This window comes from Pontixanthobacter luteolus (assembly GCF_947494915.1).
GTDB lineage: Bacteria > Pseudomonadota > Alphaproteobacteria > Sphingomonadales > Sphingomonadaceae > Pontixanthobacter > Pontixanthobacter luteolus.
Genome location: NZ_CANLWR010000001.1, coordinates 173,529 through 190,866, shown reverse-complemented (window position 1 = coordinate 190,866; position 17,338 = coordinate 173,529). Strand labels below are relative to the sequence as shown.

13 protein-coding genes are annotated in these 17,338 nt (G+C 59.5%); 5 read left to right on the top strand and 8 right to left on the bottom strand.

All coding sequences use genetic code 11. From position 1 onward, the window contains the following. Positions 1 to 273: 273 nt before the first annotated feature. Together PO778_RS00850 and PO778_RS00845 are read left to right on the top strand one after the other, a co-directional pair. Positions 274 to 1,857, top strand: coding sequence for a beta-helix domain-containing protein (locus PO778_RS00850; protein ID WP_271438272.1), 1,584 nt, complete (start codon positions 274 to 276; stop codon positions 1,855 to 1,857). A gap of 110 nt (positions 1,858 to 1,967) precedes the next feature. Beyond that, positions 1,968 to 4,652: a TonB-dependent receptor domain-containing protein gene (locus PO778_RS00845; RefSeq protein WP_271438271.1), complete on the top strand. Its 2,685-nt coding sequence runs from the start codon at positions 1,968 to 1,970 to the stop codon at positions 4,650 to 4,652. Between the two features lie 116 nt (positions 4,653 to 4,768). Here the strand turns inward: PO778_RS00845 and PO778_RS00840 are convergent, their stop codons facing one another. Further along, positions 4,769 to 5,440, bottom strand: coding sequence for a response regulator transcription factor (locus tag PO778_RS00840; RefSeq protein WP_271438270.1), 672 nt, complete (start codon positions 5,438 to 5,440; stop codon positions 4,769 to 4,771). Between the two features lie 150 nt (positions 5,441 to 5,590). Beyond that, entirely contained in the window at positions 5,591 to 6,118 is a 528-nt protein-coding gene (locus PO778_RS00835; protein ID WP_160729235.1) for a flavin reductase family protein, read from the bottom strand. A 168-nt stretch (positions 6,119 to 6,286) separates the two neighbouring features. On the opposite strand from PO778_RS00835, the gene ribB reads away from it, so the two are divergent. Continuing rightward, positions 6,287 to 7,582, top strand: a complete 1,296-nt coding sequence (gene ribB / locus PO778_RS00830) for a 3,4-dihydroxy-2-butanone-4-phosphate synthase (RefSeq protein ID WP_271438269.1) — start codon at positions 6,287 to 6,289, stop codon at positions 7,580 to 7,582. Positions 7,583 to 7,637: 55 nt separating this feature from the next. Here the strand turns inward: ribB and PO778_RS00825 are convergent, their stop codons facing one another. Together PO778_RS00825 and PO778_RS00820 are read right to left on the bottom strand one after the other, a co-directional pair. Then, positions 7,638 to 8,426: a FadR/GntR family transcriptional regulator gene (locus tag PO778_RS00825; protein ID WP_271438268.1), complete on the bottom strand. Its 789-nt coding sequence runs from the start codon at positions 8,424 to 8,426 to the stop codon at positions 7,638 to 7,640. Between the two features lie 23 nt (positions 8,427 to 8,449). Then, a complete protein-coding gene (locus PO778_RS00820; protein ID WP_160729232.1) occupies positions 8,450 to 9,613 on the bottom strand; it encodes an acyl-CoA dehydrogenase family protein in 1,164 nt (387 codons plus the stop codon). A gap of 103 nt (positions 9,614 to 9,716) precedes the next feature. On the opposite strand from PO778_RS00820, the gene PO778_RS00815 reads away from it, so the two are divergent. Then, entirely contained in the window at positions 9,717 to 10,592 is an 876-nt protein-coding gene (locus PO778_RS00815) for an alpha/beta hydrolase (protein WP_271438267.1), read from the top strand. 480 nt (positions 10,593 to 11,072) lie between these two features. Here PO778_RS00815 and PO778_RS00810 read toward each other — a convergent pair whose 3' ends face one another. The 3 genes from PO778_RS00810 to PO778_RS00800 are packed head-to-tail and all read right to left on the bottom strand — an operon-like array spanning position 11,073 to position 14,143. Next, positions 11,073 to 12,215 carry an acyl-CoA dehydrogenase family protein gene (locus tag PO778_RS00810; protein ID WP_271438266.1) on the bottom strand — a complete coding sequence of 381 codons (1,143 nt, stop codon included), beginning with the start codon at positions 12,213 to 12,215 and terminating at the stop codon, positions 11,073 to 11,075. A 13-nt stretch (positions 12,216 to 12,228) separates the two neighbouring features. Next, complete coding sequence (locus PO778_RS00805; RefSeq protein ID WP_271438265.1) at positions 12,229 to 13,377, bottom strand: CaiB/BaiF CoA transferase family protein; 1,149 nt, start codon at positions 13,375 to 13,377, stop codon at positions 12,229 to 12,231. Positions 13,378 to 13,381: 4 nt separating this feature from the next. Beyond that, entirely contained in the window at positions 13,382 to 14,143 is a 762-nt protein-coding gene (locus tag PO778_RS00800; protein WP_160729228.1) for a crotonase/enoyl-CoA hydratase family protein, read from the bottom strand. 147 nt (positions 14,144 to 14,290) lie between these two features. On the opposite strand from PO778_RS00800, the gene PO778_RS00795 reads away from it, so the two are divergent. After that, positions 14,291 to 15,556 carry an acetyl-CoA C-acetyltransferase gene (locus PO778_RS00795; RefSeq protein ID WP_160729227.1) on the top strand — a complete coding sequence of 422 codons (1,266 nt, stop codon included), beginning with the start codon at positions 14,291 to 14,293 and terminating at the stop codon, positions 15,554 to 15,556. A gap of 28 nt (positions 15,557 to 15,584) precedes the next feature. On the opposite strand, the gene PO778_RS00790 is transcribed toward PO778_RS00795, so the two are convergent. Then, positions 15,585 to 17,207 (bottom strand): FAD-dependent oxidoreductase, encoded by a 1,623-nt coding sequence (locus PO778_RS00790; protein WP_271438264.1) that lies wholly within the window; start codon positions 17,205 to 17,207, stop codon positions 15,585 to 15,587. Positions 17,208 to 17,338 lie beyond the last annotated feature (131 nt).

The following is a 17,338-nucleotide window of genomic DNA, read 5'->3' as shown; positions in this document are numbered from 1 at the left end:
AAAAATGCAGTCGGCCCTCAAAAACTGCAACAAAAATGAAATAATGTCACTGAACTGTAATATTTGCCCGCCGCGATTGGATCGCTTGGCAAATAACAAGCGGCGAAAACGCGTTTTCCCCTGTCATATTTGTCGCATTAGTGACTGAATTCAGTCGCTTTCTTCAAACTGAAATCATGCAAGAAAACTGTCACGCAGCGGTCGTAGCGGGCGAGTCGCGACAACGCACCTGACACTTCTGATTCTCGGAAAACACTTGAGGGGACCACGCCCGTGACTAATCTTCATCGTTCATTTGTTCTTGGCTGTAGCGCACTTGCTCTTGCGAGCTGCGGCGCAGAGGAAATCGCCTCGCCCGGCACTGGCGGAAACGTCACCATCAACAATCCGGCAGCGCCGACACCGACCCCGACCACCACTCCGACAACGACGACCACGGCTGCTGCCGATTGTCCGTTCATCGCCGATCCGCAGGGCCTTACAGACCGCGGCACGATCAGCGGCCCGACCGGATCGTATCGCCTGTGCCAACTGCCAGCCCGCTTCAATCGCAGCTCGCAGCTGGCCTTCACTCCGGCTGACGCAGCTGTGCTTTACCTGATTGATGGTCAGGTCGACGTCGGCACCGATGGCGGCCCTGCTGCGGACGCATCGGACGGTCTTTCAGACACCAACATCGTTCTTACGATCGATCCGGGCGTGACACTGGTCGGCCTCGACGCATCCTATCTCAACGTCAATCGCGGCAACCAGATTCAGGCAAACGGCACCGCCGCGCGCCCGATCATCTTCACCAGCCAGCAGAACGTTCGCGGTGAAAACACCGACACGTCTTCGGGCGACTGGGGCGGGCTGATCCTGAATGGCCGTGCGCCGATCACCGACTGCCTCTCAAACACCGCCGTTCCCGGCAGTGTCGATTGCGAACGCGAGGTCGAGGGCACGACCACACCGCCGCGCTATGGCGGCAACGATGCAAGCGACAGTTCGGGCAGCGTGTCCTTCGTCCAGTTGCGGTACTCCGGAACAGTGCTTTCCAACGGTGACGAGCTTCAGGCGCTGACCACGGGCGGCGTCGGATCGGGCACCACCTTCAACAACATCATGTCGTTCAACAGCGCAGATGACGGCGTCGAATTCTTTGGCGGCCGCGTGAACATCAAGGGCCTCGTGGTCGTCGGCGCAGAAGACGATTCGATCGACACCGACACCGGCGTGAAGGCGAATCTGCAATATGTGGTCGCTGCCCAGCGTGCGGACGTAGGCGATACTATCATCGAGGCGGACTCCTCGAACACTCTCGAAGAAAGCACCCCGCGCCAGAACACGCAGATTTCGAACGCTACCTTCATCCAGCGCAAGAATGACGATCAGGTTGTCCGCATCCGCGGCCGGGCCGATTACACGCTAGCCAACACCATCATCGTCGATGGTTCGTCAAACGGCACGGCCTGCCTGCGCGTCGATACTGCCGAAACCCTCAGCCGTGCAGCTGACGGGTCAATCGACGAAGCCGGTCCGGTCCGCTTCGAATCGGTCGCGCTCGATTGTGCCACCGCCTTCCGTGACGGCAGCGGCACTACGGCAGCCGGTGTCCAGGCACAATTCGATGCCGGTTCGAACAACAACGCAGCGTTCACCAACACGCTTTCGATGACGTACATCAACGGCGCGAACGAAGATGGACTGGTTGCTTTCGACCCGACTGCACTGTCGAGCTTCTTCGACAATGCCGGTTTCGTTGGCGCGGCTCAGGCGGGCGACACCCGTTTCCAGGGCTGGACCTGCGATTCATCGACCATCGCGTTCGGCAGCAACACCGGCGCTTGCAGCTCGCTGCCGGTCTACACCTCGTAAGTACAAACCGATTGAGGTCCGGCCCCGTCTGCGGGCCGGACCTCTTCTCGTATTTCAAGGGCACATGGCCCGAACCAATTCTGACCTTTGAACATGAAGGGTTCTTCGAAATGACAAAAAGCAAGCAGTTGGCGGGACTGCTCCTGCTCACTTCCGCGCTGGTATTTCCAGCGGCGGCGATGGCGCAAGACACTGGGTTGCAGGACGCCGAGACAGCAGATGAAACCACTCTGGCTGACACGGCAGCGCCGCAGGAACCCGAGGATGAATTCGAAGAACCCGACATTTCCATCCCGGGCGGCGAAATCATCGTTACCGGACGCCGCACCCGCGACGTTGCGCGCAGCTCGGCACAGGTCGTGTCGGTGCTGTCGGCAGAAGAAATCGCCCGAACCGGCGAAGGCGATATCGCGGGCGCGCTTGGCCGTGTTACCGGCCTGTCGGTGGTTGGAAACGGCAATGTTTACGTCCGCGGCCTGGGCGACCGGTATTCGCTGGCCTTGCTCAACGGATTACCGCTGCCTTCGCCGCAACCGCTCAGCCGTGTCGTTCCGCTGGACATTTTCCCGACCAATGTCGTTGCGTCTTCCCTGGTCCAGAAAACCTATTCGGCAAACTTCCCCGGCGAATTCGGCGGCGGTGTGATCAATCTGACAACGCGCGCCGTGCCCGAAGAAAGTTTCGTGAAATTCAGCGCCGGGATCAGCGGCGACACCGAAACAACCTTCAGCAACGGGCTGGATTATTACGGTTCCGATTATGACTGGTCCGGTTTCGATGACGGCACCCGCGATGCCCCGCCTGCGCTGCAAAACTTCTTCGACAGCGGCCTGCGCATCGGCGATCCGGCGATCGACCAGCAGGAAATCGTCAAGCAGCTGGGCAATCCGAACCTCGTTCTAGTCCAGAAAATCGGCAGCATTCGCCCCAATTTCTCCGGCGGCGTAACCGCGGGCACTGCATTCGACGTGGGCGCAGACGGCCGCCTTGGCATTATCGGCACCGCTTCGCTCAGCAACAAGCTGCGCACCAAGGTAATCACTTCGCAAAATCCCTACACGCAGGATCTGCAACTGGACCGGGATTCGCGCAATTTCGTGACCGACAACCGGGTTCTCGCCAACGCGATGCTCGGTTTCGGCCTGGAACTGGGGGAACACAAGTTCCGCTGGACCAATCTGTTCATTCGCGACACGCTGAAACAGGCCGGCCTCGGCTTTAGCGAATTGCTGCTCGATGGCGACAGCCTCATCACGCAGAACACCGGTTGGTATGAACGCCAGCTTTTCGACACGCAGATCGTATCCGAGCTGGAATTTGGCGATCTGTCAGTCGACCTTCGCGGCGGCTATGCCCAGACGCAGCGTGAAGCTCCGTATGAATATGAATTCGTCTACGTCCGCACGAACCAGGACAATCAGGATACCGGCGATATCTTTATCAACGTGCTGGACCGCCAGCGCGGCAGCGCCTCGGTTGCATTTTCCGAACTGACGGAGGATCTGTATTACGGCGGTATCGACGTCGGCTACCCGCTGACCGACTGGCTTTCGGCCACGGCCGGCTATGCCTACACCGACACCAGCCGGTTTTCGGAGCGGCGCCAGTTCCTGATCGACGGGGACAACATTCCCCCCGGCGTTGGCGCGCTGCGCCCTGATCTGTTGCTTGGCGATGCGGTGATCGATTATTACAATATCGGCCTGAGCGAACCGACCCAGACCGACCCTGCGTTCAAGGCCGATCTGGAAATTCAGGCGGCCTATGCAAAGGCCAACATCGTCCCTCTATTCGGCGTCAGCCTTGATGTGGGCGTCCGTTACGAAGATGCGAAACAGACCGTTGCGACTGTCCAGCGGTTCGACCAGCCGTTCGTTTCGCTGGCCAACACCGCGCTGAACAACGATTATTTCCTGCCCGGCGGCACGCTGACGTGGGAAATCAGCGACACGTTGCAGGTCCGCGCGAGTGCATCGAAAACAATCGCCCGGCCGCAGTTCCGCGAGCTGATTTTCCAGCCTTACACCGATCCCGACAACCAGCGTCAGTATATCGGCAACCCGGCCCTGACCGACACCCGGCTGACCAATGCGGAAGCGCGGGTCGAATATTATTTCGACCGCGGCAGCCGCATCTCGGTCGCCGGCTTCTACAAGGATCTGGAAAGCCCGATCGAACCGTATGTCTCGATTGGCGCGGACACCAGCTTCACCACCCGGTTCGCCAATGCGCCGGGCGCGCAGCTTTATGGTGCCGAGGTCGAGTTCCAGCTGACCAAGGGGCTGTATGACTGGGGCGGCTGGTTCGATTCAAAGCAGATCGTTCTGGTTACCAACTACACCTACACCCAGTCCGAACTGAATGTGGATGCTGGCGATACGACGCGTATCTTTACTGCAGGTGTCGGCGCGATCGACAGTGATGCAGACCTGTTCTTCAACGACGGTGATCCGCTGACCGGGCAGTCGGACCATCTGGTCAACATGCAGCTGAGCCTGGAGGATGAAGATATCCTGCAGCAGTTCACGGTCCTGGTGAATTATGCAAGCGAGCGGGTCACCCGCCGCGGCACCGCAGGCCTGCCGGACATTGTCGAGGACCCAGGTTTCACGCTCGATTTTGTCGCACGCCAGGAATTGAAATTGTTCAAGCAGCCGCTCGAGCTGAAATTCGAAGCGCGAAACATTTTGGGGCGCGGCAACTTTGAATACCAGTCGACCGGCAGCGAGCGGATCGAAATCAATTCCTACGACGTGGGCACAAGCTTCAGCTTCTCGGTTTCGGCCGAATTCTAATCCTGCGAGGCTGAAACTAGGGGCCCGACATTTCGGTGCCGGGCCCCTTTTTTGTTTGCGATGATCGTATGGAGGGCAGGGCCAAACCCGCATAAGGGCGCACCAGCTCTGCCCGTTCAATTGCTGTCGAAGACGTAGCCTAGCGAGCGGATCGTACGCAGCGGATTGCCGGCACCGGCGGATTTTAGCGCGCGGCGAAGCCGGCCGATCCATACATCGACTGTTCGCTCGTCAACTGGTGGTTCTTGCTTGCCCAGGCCGGAAATCAGTTCTTCTCGCGACAGCACTCTGTCGGGATTTTCCGCGAAGAACCGCAACAGACGAAACTCATTTGGCCGCAGTTCAATCGGCGTGCCCGCCCATGTCGAACGCAGCGCCGCCATGTCGATCGTCAATTGCCCGATTGCGAACAATTGCGCTGGGTGCCTTTGTTTATGCGATTGCAGGGCCATCACCCGGTCGAGAACAATCGTCCGGTCAAGCGGCCCGACGATGTAATCATCGGCACCCGCCCTCAAGGCACGGCGGCGATCTTCCTGATCGTCATTGTCGAGAACCATCGTGACATGCGCGTCGGCACAGCGGCTGTCCGCCCTGAGACGGCGGCATAGCTCCAGACCGGCGAGGTCATCCATGACCCATTCGACGAACACCCACATGGGGCCATCGACCAATTGCCTTGGGCCGTCCGGACCGATCCGGCCAAACACGAAACGGGTCGTATCATGCTCGAAATCTTCCAGCGTCTCGCCCAATTGGTCGGTCAGGAATATGCTGATCACATCCACGGTTGCCGTTCCCCTTCGGGAAACGGAATGCCTCGGCTGTATGACGCTCTGGTGACAAGATTGCCGCTAAATCCGGAAACAGCCATTTCGCTGCAAGTTCTGAGCTTTCAGCTGTTCACCGCAGGCAGTTGGCCCCTGCCTCTGGCGGCTTCAATCCAGCGAGCCGAAGCGGGCAAAGCCGCCTTCCATCCAACCCAGCGGGTCGGGTGTGTCGCCCTGATTGCTACGCACGTCGTAAACATTGCCTACAAACAGTTCGTGCGTCCCGTGGATCAGCGTGGTGCGCACTTCGCAAAACAGGTTAGCCATCGCCGCAGGCAGGAACGGAATCTGGTCGGAATATTCCCAGTCCGCCATGCTGAAACGTTCTTCGCGCTTCTGAAAATTGGAAAACGGTTCCACCAGCGCCGTCTGGTCGGTGCCCAGCAAGTTTATACAGAAGCGGCCCTGCCCTTCGATAGCGGCATGGCAGCGCGCATCACGGTTGACCGCAATCAGCATGGAAGGCGGGTCCATCGACACGGGGATTACTGCGGATGCGGCCATTCCGGCAGGCTTGCCGGTCTCCTTGTCATGGGTGGCCACGATGGAAACCGGACCCGGCAAACGCCGCATCGCCTGACGCAGGCCTGCCGAAAGGTCGTTTTGCGGGCTGGAATTGCCGTCTTGGTTACTCATCGAGTTTTACTCTTGATAGGTTGGAAGACCCCGAAGATCACACCAATGTTGACTAAAGCGTTGCTGCGAAACGCACAACCGGCAAAAAATATCCGCATTTCGCGCCGCTCTCACATTATAATGTGATACCGGCCTTGCCAAATCACATTGCCCTGCTAGATAAGCGGCATGACCGATCTTACAAGCCAATCCGTCCAAGAGAAAATCCGCGCCATTGTCGATTCGGGCAAAATGTCCCGCGCCGGAATTGCGCGCGCAGCCGGCCTTCATGCCAATTCGCTGCGCGACTGCACCGAAGGCAGCTGGAACCCGACTGCCGATACACTCGGCAAGCTGGAAGCATTCCTCAAGGCGAATGACGACCGGCCAGTGCTCGCCAGCATCGAGGAGATTATCGATGAAGCGCGCAATGGCCGGATGTATATTCTTGTCGACGACGAAGATCGCGAAAACGAAGGTGATCTGATCATTCCAGCGCAGATGGCGACACCTGCGGCGGTCAATTTCATGGCGACCCACGGACGCGGACTGATCTGCCTGTCGATGACCAAGGCGCGCAGCGATGAATTGCAACTCGAACCGATGAGCCGGAATAACCGGGAATCGATGCAGACGGCCTTCACCACCAGCATCGAGGCCCGCGAAGGGGTGACAACCGGGATCAGCGCAGGCGACCGCGCCCGCACGGTCAGCGTCGCAATCGACAGTTCCAAAGGGGCCGACGACATCGTGACCCCGGGCCATGTCTTCCCGCTGGTCGCGCGTGATGGCGGCGTGCTGGTTCGCGCTGGCCATACCGAGGCCGCAGTTGATATCTCGCGCCTTGCTGGGCTGAACCCGTCCGGCGTCATCTGCGAGATCATGAATGAAGACGGCACAATGGCCCGGATGGACGACCTGATTCAGTTCGCGCGCGAGCACGACATGAAAATCGGTACGATCCGCGACCTGATCGCCTACCGGCTGCGCCACGACCATCTGGCCGAAGTTCGCGCAGAAGCCCGCTTCACCAGCCGGTGGGGCGGCGATTGGACTGCCGTTGCATTCTACAACAAGGCAACCAAGACTGAACAGATTGTGCTGCGCAAGGGCCATGTCGATCCCGACAAGCCAACGCTGGTACGGATGCACGCGCTCGATATGTTCAACGACATCTTCGGCATGGATTGCAGCGGCGATCGCATTCTGGCCAAATCGATGGAGATTATCGGGAAGGAAGGCGCCGGGATGATCGTGATGATCCCGCGCGCAAGCGGCGGCTTCATCGCCGACCAGGTTCGCAAACTGAAAGGCGAGCCGTCTGAACCGATGGACGCGCTGCGCGATTACGGCGTCGGGGCGCAAATCCTGAACGAACTCGGCGTGCACGAAATGGAATTGCTGACCAATTCTGACCGTTCGCTCGTCGCGCTCGACGGATACGGCGTTTCCATTATCGGCAAGCGCCCGATCGACACCGACTAGGCGCGATCTGGCCGCGAGAGATTACCCGCGCCGCCCAAAGGGCAGCAGCGGGCCATCAGCCAGCCAGAACTTCGCGCAGGGTGCGGTCGCTACCCCATATCTTGTTGGTGTTGTTGAGATGCAGCGTCCAGTGCTGCTCTGCCGCTTCGACATCGCCTGCTTCGATCAGATCGATCAGCTTGACGATCGACTTGACCCCTTTTTCGCGGCCACGCTTGCGCTCTGCCTCTTCTGAAGCGGTCGTTACGAAGCGTTTCTGATATTGGGCAATCACGTCTTCCAGCACGCGGGTCAGGAAATGCAGCGTCGCATTGCCGCCGACCTCCATCAACACGCTGTGAAAACGGGCAGACCCGATCATGTAGTCGCGTTCGTTGTCGCTTTCGTAGAACCCCGCGAGGCGCGCGGCTTCTTCGCGCAGACGGGCGATTGAGGCAGGCGCAGGATTCGATGCGAGCTTTCGCACGACATACGGCTCGAGCCCCAGACGCGCCTCGTAAATGTCGGCCACCTTCACCCCGCTCGCCTGCAGGTAATAGCTGGCATAGCGCGACACGCTTTCCACCTTGGGCAGGCTAACGCGCGCGCCGGACCGCGACCCGCGCTTGACGGTGATCAAACGCTCAGCCTCCAGAATACGGAAAGCTTCGCGCAGCGAAGGCCGCGAGATGCCGAACTGTTCCATCAATTGCGCTTCGGGAGGCAGAGTGTCGCCTTCCGACAATTCACCCTGAATGATCCGCAGGCGGATTGAATTGGCAACCAGCTCGGCCGTCTTGGGCACGCGGAATGATCCGCCGGAACCGGCGGTTTCGTGCATGTCTGTCTGGCCGAGCTCGTTCATATTATGCGCTAATCTGCCTTGCGTTACAGCGACCGGGCGATGACCATTTTCATCACCTCGTTGGAGCCGCCGAAGATCCGCGCGATCCGCGTGTCACGATACATACGCGCGATCGGATAGTCATTGATGTAGCCCGCGCCGCCGTGGAACTGGAGGCACTTGTCCACGACTTCGCTCTGCAATTCGGTGACCCAGTACTTGGCCATGCAAGCGGTCGGCACGTCCAGCTCGCCCTTCAGGTGCTTGGCGATGCAATCATTGACGAAAATACGCGCTGCCGTTCCGCGCGCGGCAAGGTCCGCCAGGGTGAACTGCGTGTTCTGGAAATCCCAGATCGTCTGGCCAAAAGCCTTGCGGTCTTTCACGAATTCCAGCGTCACTTCGAGAGCCTTCTCGATCCCGGTCATGGCGCCCATGGCGATAATCAGCCGTTCCTGCGGCAATTCGCCCATCAACTGGTAAAAGCCCTTGCCCTCTACCCCGCCGAGAACATTGTCGCCGGGGATGAAGACATCGTCGAAGAACAGTTCGGAGGTATCAGCCGCATCGAGACCGATCTTGTCGAGCTTCTTGCCGCGCTGAAACCCTTCCGCGCCCTCCGTCTCCAGCAGCATCAGGGAGATACCCTTGGCGCGCTCATTGGGGTCGGTCTTAGCCACGACGATGATGAAATCGGCGGTCTGGCCGTTAGAGATATAGGTCTTGGCACCGTTCAGGCGGTAACCATTGCCGTCCTTCAGCGCGGTGGTGGTGATGCTTTGCAGGTCGGAACCCACGCCCGGTTCGGTCATGGCAATCGCGCTGACCAGTTCGCCGGTGACCAGCTTGGGCAGGTATTTCTTCTTCTGCTCCTCTGTCCCGTGGCGCACCAGATAGGGCAGGATGATGGTGTTGTGCAGGCTGGCGGCGAAACCTTCTACGCCGTGCTTCGCCTGCTGATCGATCACCACCATGTCATGCCGGAAATCGCCGCCGTGGCCGCCATATTCCTCCGGCACCGACACGCCGAGCAGACCGGCCCCGCCCGCTTCGTTCCAGAATTCGCGTTCCACCTGACCGGCATCGCGCCATTGAAGGATCCGTTTCTCGGGTGCGTGCTGCTGATAGAATTTGCCAACCGCATCGGCGAAGATCGAGATTTCCTCGTCTTCCATGAATTCGGGCTGGGACACATTGATTGCTGGCATGATCGAAACCTCTCACTGGAATCTGTCTGTAGCGTTCTTGTATCACTTAGTTAGCTATGTGCAATGCTTGCATGAATCGCAACTTCGCATCAAAGCAAGCCGCATGGAACTGATCGGACCGACATCGCAAACCTACATCTCCCAGCGCACCCGGTTGCATTATGCCGACTGGGGAAATCAGGACGCGCCGCCGCTGATCCTGCTGCATGGCGGGCGCGACCATTGCCGCAGCTGGGACTGGGCGGCAGAGGAACTGCGCCATGACTGGCACGTCATCTGCCCAGACCTGCGCGGCCATGGCGACAGCGAATGGAACAACACCGGCTATTACCCGATGCTGGGCTATGTCTACGACCTGACCCAGTTGATTCATCAGCTGGAACTGGCACCGGTCACGATCGTGGCGCATTCGATGGGCGGCAATATTTCGATCCGCTATGCCGGGCTGTATCCGGGCAATGTGCGCAAACTTGTCGCGATCGAAGGGCTGGGTCCCAGCCCGAAACGAATGAAGGAACTGGCCGAGACCCCGTATGACGGGCATCTGCGCAATTGGTTCGATGCAAAGCGCGATGCAAGCTCGCGCCTGCCGAAACGGTACGACACGTTCCAAACCGCGCTCGACCGGATGCACGAAGCGAACAGCTATCTCTCGCGCGATCAGGCTGAACATCTGACCCGCCACGCAGTGATGCGCAATGAAGACGGAACGTTCAGCTGGAAATTCGACCCGCATCTGCACGCCTGGCCGCCGGAAAATGTCGAGGATAGATCTGTCGAGCAGCTATGGGCGCAGATCACCTGCCCGACGCTGATGATTTACGGCAATGACAGCTGGGCATCCAACCCGGTCAAGGATGGCCGGATCGAGCATTTTGGCGACAATGTATCGGTCAGCGACTACGACCGCGCCGGGCACTGGGTCCACCACGACCGGTTCGATGATTTCATGGCCGAGGTTAAGGCGTTTATCGGGTGAAGATCGATCCCCCTGCAACCAAGACAGAAGATCGCTGGATCAGATAGATATTTTCGGCAGGGGGAACGGGCGTCTCGGATTGCCAAATGGTAGCGGACTAGCGGTAGAGGCTAGGCAAGTTTTCGGTTCCAGCTGCGCGCCGCATCGGCGGTGCTGGTCCAGAGACACCATCAATAACACCCAGACAAACAGCACGAACGCCCCGCAAAGTGCGGCTCCGAGCACCCATCGGAGCCCCGTCTTCTGACGTGCCGTCCACCAAAAGACGGCGACCACTGCGAACACGCCAGAAATGGCGGTCGCATGACCAAGTTTGGCGGGAAAGTCTTCGACCAAGACCCACAAAGGCAGAAATGAGGCCAGCAAAAGCACGGCTGCGATAACAGAGGAAACGCTCCTGGACATCGCCACCCTTCGCTCTCTTCCCTCCAACCCTATGCCCCAGGCTTAAACCAATCCCGGCGGAAAAGAGTGTGCCGTTCAAATCCCCCGGCTGATCACTTCCTTCATGATTTCGTTCGTGCCGCCGAAAATGCGCGTAACGCGGGCGTCGCGCCACAGGCGGGCGATGGGGTATTCGTTCATATAGCCCGCGCCGCCATGCAGTTGCAGCGCCTCGTCGCAGATGCGGTTTTGCAGGTCTGTATGCCAGAGCTTGGCGGCGCTTGCTTCCTCTGTAGTCAGTTCGCCGGCCATGTGCTTTTTCAGCGCCCAGTCGATATGCGCCCAGCCAACCTGCAGTTCGGTCTGCATCTGCGCGAGACTGAATTTGGTATTCTGGAATTCGAACACGGTCTTGCCGAACGCTTTGCGCTCTTTCACGAACTTGACCGCCTCGTCGAACGCGCGCTGCGCACCGGCCTGACAGCCGATGGCGATGGACAGTCGTTCCTGCGGCAATTCTTCCATCAGATGGATGAAGCCGCGACCTTCCTGCCCCAGCATATTGGTTTTTGGCACGCGCACATCGTTGAAGAACAGCTCTGACGTATCGGCCGAATGCTGGCCGATCTTGTCGAGATTGCGCCCTCGCTCGAAGCCGGGTGTATCGGCATCGACCAGGATCAGGCTGGTGCCTTTTGCGCCCATGGTCGGGTCGGTCTTGGCCACCACGATCACCACATCGGCATGCTGGCCGTTGGTGATGTAGGTTTTCGATCCGTTGACGATCAGATGGTTGCCGTCTTCCTTAGCGGTCGTGCGAATACCCTGCAGGTCGCTGCCCGCGCCCGGTTCAGTCATGGCGATAGCGGTGATGATGTCGCCGCTGATCATGCCGGGCAGATATTTTGCCTTTTGCTCATCACTGCCGAGCCGCTCGAAATAATTGACCGTGATGTCGTTCTGCAGCGTGAAGCCGGCGGACGATCCGAGATAGGACAGTTCCTCCGCAATCACTGCGTTATATCCGAAATCGAGGCCCAGACCGCCGTTTTCCTCCGACACGGTCGGGCACAGCATCCCCGCCTCGCCCAGCGCCTTCCATGCAGAACGCGGGACGATGCCGTCTTCCTCATGCTGATCCAGATAGGGTTCCATATGTTCGGCAAACACCTTGCGCACGGTGTCGCGGAACATGTTGTGATCATCATTGTAAGCGGTGCGGTTGGTCAGGTCGAGCATGTGCAGTGTTCCTTCAGGCAACCGTACCGGCATCGCGTAGTGCGGCCCGGTCGGTGTCGTTCATTCCCAGGGATTCCAGGATCGCATCGGTATCGTCGCCCGGCAGCGGAGCCGGTGCGGGGGTGGCTGTTTGCGTCCCACTGTAACGCGGTGCGGGCGCTGGCTGTTTGTCTCCGGCAATCTCTATGAAGGTTCCGCGCGCAACATTGTGCGGGTGCTCTTTTGCCTCGCTCATGGTTAGCACTGGCGCATAGCAAACGTCCGTATGCTCCATCAGCGCGTTCCATTCGTCGCGGGACTTGCTTTTGAACAGCGCGGTCAGCTTGTCCTTCAACGGCCCCCAGGCGGCGCGGTCGTGCTGCGCATCGAAATCGGCATCGTCCTCAAGCCCGGCAAGGCGGCGCAGCTCTGCATAGAATTGCGGTTCGATGCTGCCGATGGAAATGAACTTTCCATCAGCGGTTTCATAAGTGTCGTAAAAATGCGCGCCCGTATCGAGCATATTCGCACCCAGATCTTCCGACCAGACACCCATATTGCGCATACCGTGGATCATACCCATCAGCGCTGCTGTGCCATCAGTCATGGCGCAGTCGATGACCTGGCCTTCTCCGCCCCGTGCTACGCTCAACAGTGCGGAACTCATCCCGAACGCCAGCATCATGCCGCCGCCGCCAAAATCGCCGACCATATTGATCGGCGGGGTCGGTTTTTCGCCCTTGCGGCCATAATGCGCCAGCGCCCCGGCGAGCGCGATGTAATTGATGTCGTGCCCGGCGGCGTGCGAATACGGGCCAGTCTGGCCCCAGCCGGTCATGCGGCCATAAACCAGCTTGGGATTGTCCCTCAGCAATTCGTCGGGCCCAAGGCCGAGACGTTCCATCACGCCCGGACGGAACCCTTCGATCAAGCCGTCGGCACTGGCACACAATTTCCGCGCAAGCGCCACGCCCTCTGCCGTTTTCAGGTTGATCGCGATGCTCTTGCGTCCGCGAGCGAGGACGTCTTTCGTGCTGAGCGGGGTGGAGCCGCCGCGGCTGCCGGATGCGCGGTCGATGCGGATCACCTCCGCCCCGTGGTCAGCCAGCATCATGCCGCAAAACGGGCCGGGACCGATCCCGGCGAATTCAACGATGCGAATTCCTGCTAATGGACCGGCCACGGGCTTACTTGCCTTTCCAGTTGGGTGCGCGCTTTTCAGCAAACGCCAGCGAACCTTCGCGCGCGTCTTCGGACATGAAGACCTGCGGCAGCAGCTTCGCCTGTTCTTCGTAACGCTTGTCCAGCGGCCAGCCGCGCGATTCCTCGATGATCTGCTTGCTAACCCTGACAGCGAGCGGACCGTTCGCGGTAATTGATGCCGCCAGTTCCTTGGCTGCAGACAGCGCATCCCCGCTGGTAACACGGTTCACAAGGCCCAGCTCATAAGCGCGCGCGGTGTCGATGAAATCGCCGGTCAGCGCCAGCTCCATTGCGACTTTCGGCGGGATCAAATCGGGCAGCTTCATCAGCCCGCCCGCGGCCGCCGCAAGACCGCGCTTTGCCTCCGGTATGCCGAATTTCGCCTTGTCATTCGCCACGATCAGGTCGCAGGCGATCATCAATTCCATGCCGCCGGCCAGCGCGTATCCTTCGACCGCTGCGATCAGCGGCTTGGCCGGGCCTTTTTCCGTCAGCCCGCCAAACCCGCGCCCCGGAACAGAGGGACTCTCGCCTTTCAGGAACCCTTTGAGGTCCATTCCCGAACAGAACGTCCCGCCCGCGCCGGTCAGAATGCCGACCCGCAGATCGTCTTCCGCGTCAAGCCGATCGAGCGCCGCGGCAATCGCCTCCGACGCGGCTTTGGTCATGGCATTTTTCGCCTCGGGCCGGTTGATCGTGATGATCAGGATACCGTCTTCTACCTGCGTCAGGACTTCTTCGGTCATTTCTCTCTCCGCTTGCGTATGCTTGTTGTGCGTTGCTGCCGCGGCGTTCGGCTATTGCCGCCGCCTGTTGTCTGACATATATAACTAGGTGAACCAGCTTGTCCACGCTCGCTGACACCGAATTTTCACGCCGGAAGGAACATCATTATGGCCGAAGCCTATATCATCGACACAGCACGCACCCCCCGCGGAATCGGGAAAGTCGGCAAGGGCTCGCTTGCGAACGAGCATCCGCAGCATCTGGCCGCCACCGTGATGAAGGCGCTGAAGGATCGCAACAATCTCGATACCAGCACCGTCGATGATGTTATCTGGTCGGTTTCAACCCAGGACGGCAAGCAGGCGGGCGATCTGGGCCGGATGGCGGCACTGGATGCGGGCTATGACATTACCTCCAGCGGCACCACGCTGGACCGGTTCTGCGGCGGCGGAATTACCTCGGTAAACTTCGCCGCAGCGCAGGTGATGAGCGGGATGGAAGACTGCGTTGTCGCCGGCGGCACCGAAATGATGAGCCTGACCGCCCAGATGTCGAAGGAAAAGATGGCAGCCGGCCTGAAGCCGCCGATGATGGGCAGTTATAACGAGCGCCTGCAAAAGGTTCACCCGCAGTCGCACCAGGGCATTTGCGGCGATGCGATCGCCAGCATCGAGGGCTACACACGCGAAGAACTGGACGAGGTCGGCTATCGTAGCCAGCAACGCGCAGATGCCGCGATCAAGGCTGGCAAATTCGACAAGAGTGTCGTCCCCGTGCTGGACGATGAAGGCAATGTCATTCTGGACAAGGATGAATATCCGCGCCCGGAAACAACCCGCGAAGGCCTGGCTCAGCTGGAGCCAGCGTTCAGCAAGATCGCCAATGTGCCGCTGGATGCCAACGGCACCACGTTTGCCGGTCTGGTGAACCAGAAATACCCCGACCTCGAGATCAAGCACTTCCACCATGCAGGCAACAGTTCCGGTGTTGTCGACGGTGCGGCAGGTGTTCTGGTGACATCGGAAGATTATGCGAAGAAGCACGGCCTGAAGCCCCGCGCGCGGATCGTCGCAACCGCCAACATGGGCGATGACCCGACACTGATGCTCAACGCGCCGGTCCCGGCGGCGAAGAAAGTGCTGGCGAAAGCCGGCCTGACCAAGGACGACATCGACCTGTGGGAAATCAACGAGGCATTTGCCGTCGTCGCCCATAAATTCGTAACCGACCTCGGCCTCAGCTGGGATAATGTGAACGTCAACGGAGGTTCGATTGCGCTCGGCCATCCGATCGGCGCAACTGGCTCAATCCTGATCGGCACAGTGCTTGACGAACTTGAGCGCACCGGCGGGCGTTACGGCCTCGTCACCATGTGCGCCGCAGGCGGCATGGCCCCCGCAATCATCATCGAACGGGTAGAAGACTTCGTCTGATTGAAAATGTGATCAGGCGGGGAGCGGCCTAAGGTCGGTCCCCGCCTGCATTCACGTGGTTCCATATCGCAGAGACAACCACCGAACCTTCGCCCACGCCAGAGGCCACCCGCTTGACGGACCCGGCCCTGACATCGCCGACCGCGAAAATTCCGTCCGTCGCGGTTTCGTATGGTGAATGCTGCCCGGCATCCTGACCGGTGATGACAAAACCTTTTTCATCCAGTTCGACCAGCCCCGACAGCCACGCGGAATTCGGCTCTGCTCCGACCATGATGAACAGGCCGCCGCAGTCCATCTTCTCTTCGCCGTCCGGCGTTTTCAGCGTGACCGCCTCCAGCCAGTCATCACCGTGCAGGCAGGTCGCCTCTGTCTGATAGTGGACCGTCACGTTCTCTTCAGCATCGAGCCTTTCGCTAAGATACGATGACATCGACGACGCCAGATTTTCGCCGCGAACCAGCAAGTGCACATGATGGGCAGAACGCGCGAGATACATGGCTGCCTGCCCGGCCGAATTGCCGCCGCCGATGATGGCAACCGGTTTCTTGTGGCAGAACCGCGATTCCATGTCGGTCGCGGCATAGAAAACGCCAGACCCTTCAAACGCGTCACGGCCCTGAAGCGGCAATTTGCGATATTGCACGCCGGTCGCGACCAGAACCGATTTTGCGCAGACTTCGCCATTGTCATCCAGCTTTGCGCAGAATGATCCGTTCTCGCGTTTTTCCAGCGCGATCACCCGGCGCGGCATGGCAAATCTGGTACCGAATTTCAGCGCCTGGATTTGCCCGCGATAGACCAGGTCAGACCCCGATATTCCGGTCGGGAAACCCATGTAGTTCTCAATCCTGCTGGAGGTACCGGCCTGACCGCCGATCGCAGTGTCTTCAATAACCAGAGCGCACAGCCCCTCTGCCCCGGCATATACCGCTGCGGCGACACCTGCGGGCCCGCCGCCAACGATCAGCACCTCGACATCGATGCCTTTCTCGACTTCCAAGTCCAGGCCCAGCAAGCGGGCAATCTTGCGCGGCGACGGATCCTCCACGATGTGGTCCTTCGAATAGACCACCGATGGCTTGTGCTGCGACAAGTTGCACAGCCGAACAGCCTCTTCATCGCTATCCTCCAGCTCGAACGACTGGAACGGCACGTGATTGCGCGCGAGGAAGCTGGCGATTTCCTGAACCTTGCCATCCCGCTCCGCACCAATGAGTTTTATCGAGCTACGGTGATCCTCGAACTGTTTGCGGCGGCGCGCGGAATAAACGGTGATAACGTGATCCGACAGCTCCGGATTCTCGCTCATCAGCTTGAGCATCTTATCACGCGGTGCCTCCAGCGTGCGGGTATCCTTCGCAGCGCGCATCGGCAGAGTGAAAGTTCCCGAATTGAGGAACGCGATGTCGCCCATGAACTGCGTGGGCCCAAGGCTGGATTCCAGCCAGCGCTCTCCGGTATAAGGATTGACGACCTCGATCTCGCCTTCGGTGACGTAGACGAACCGGTCCATCGGATCGCCGATTTCGGCCACGAACTCACCGGCCTTGTACGAGCGCTCGGTGGAAATCTTGCGGATCGCCGCCACGTGCTCTTCAGCCAGCGGAGTGCGCTTCATCTCTTCCAGATTGGCACCGATCGATTCCATTTTTGCCTCCGCACACGAGCTTTACAAGATCATCAGCGCGGCATCCCGACGCAACGCTAAGCCCAAATTCAGGCCAGGCGGCGATAGCCAAACTAAGCGGCCCTGCCCACAAGAACCTGCCGGAAGGGAAA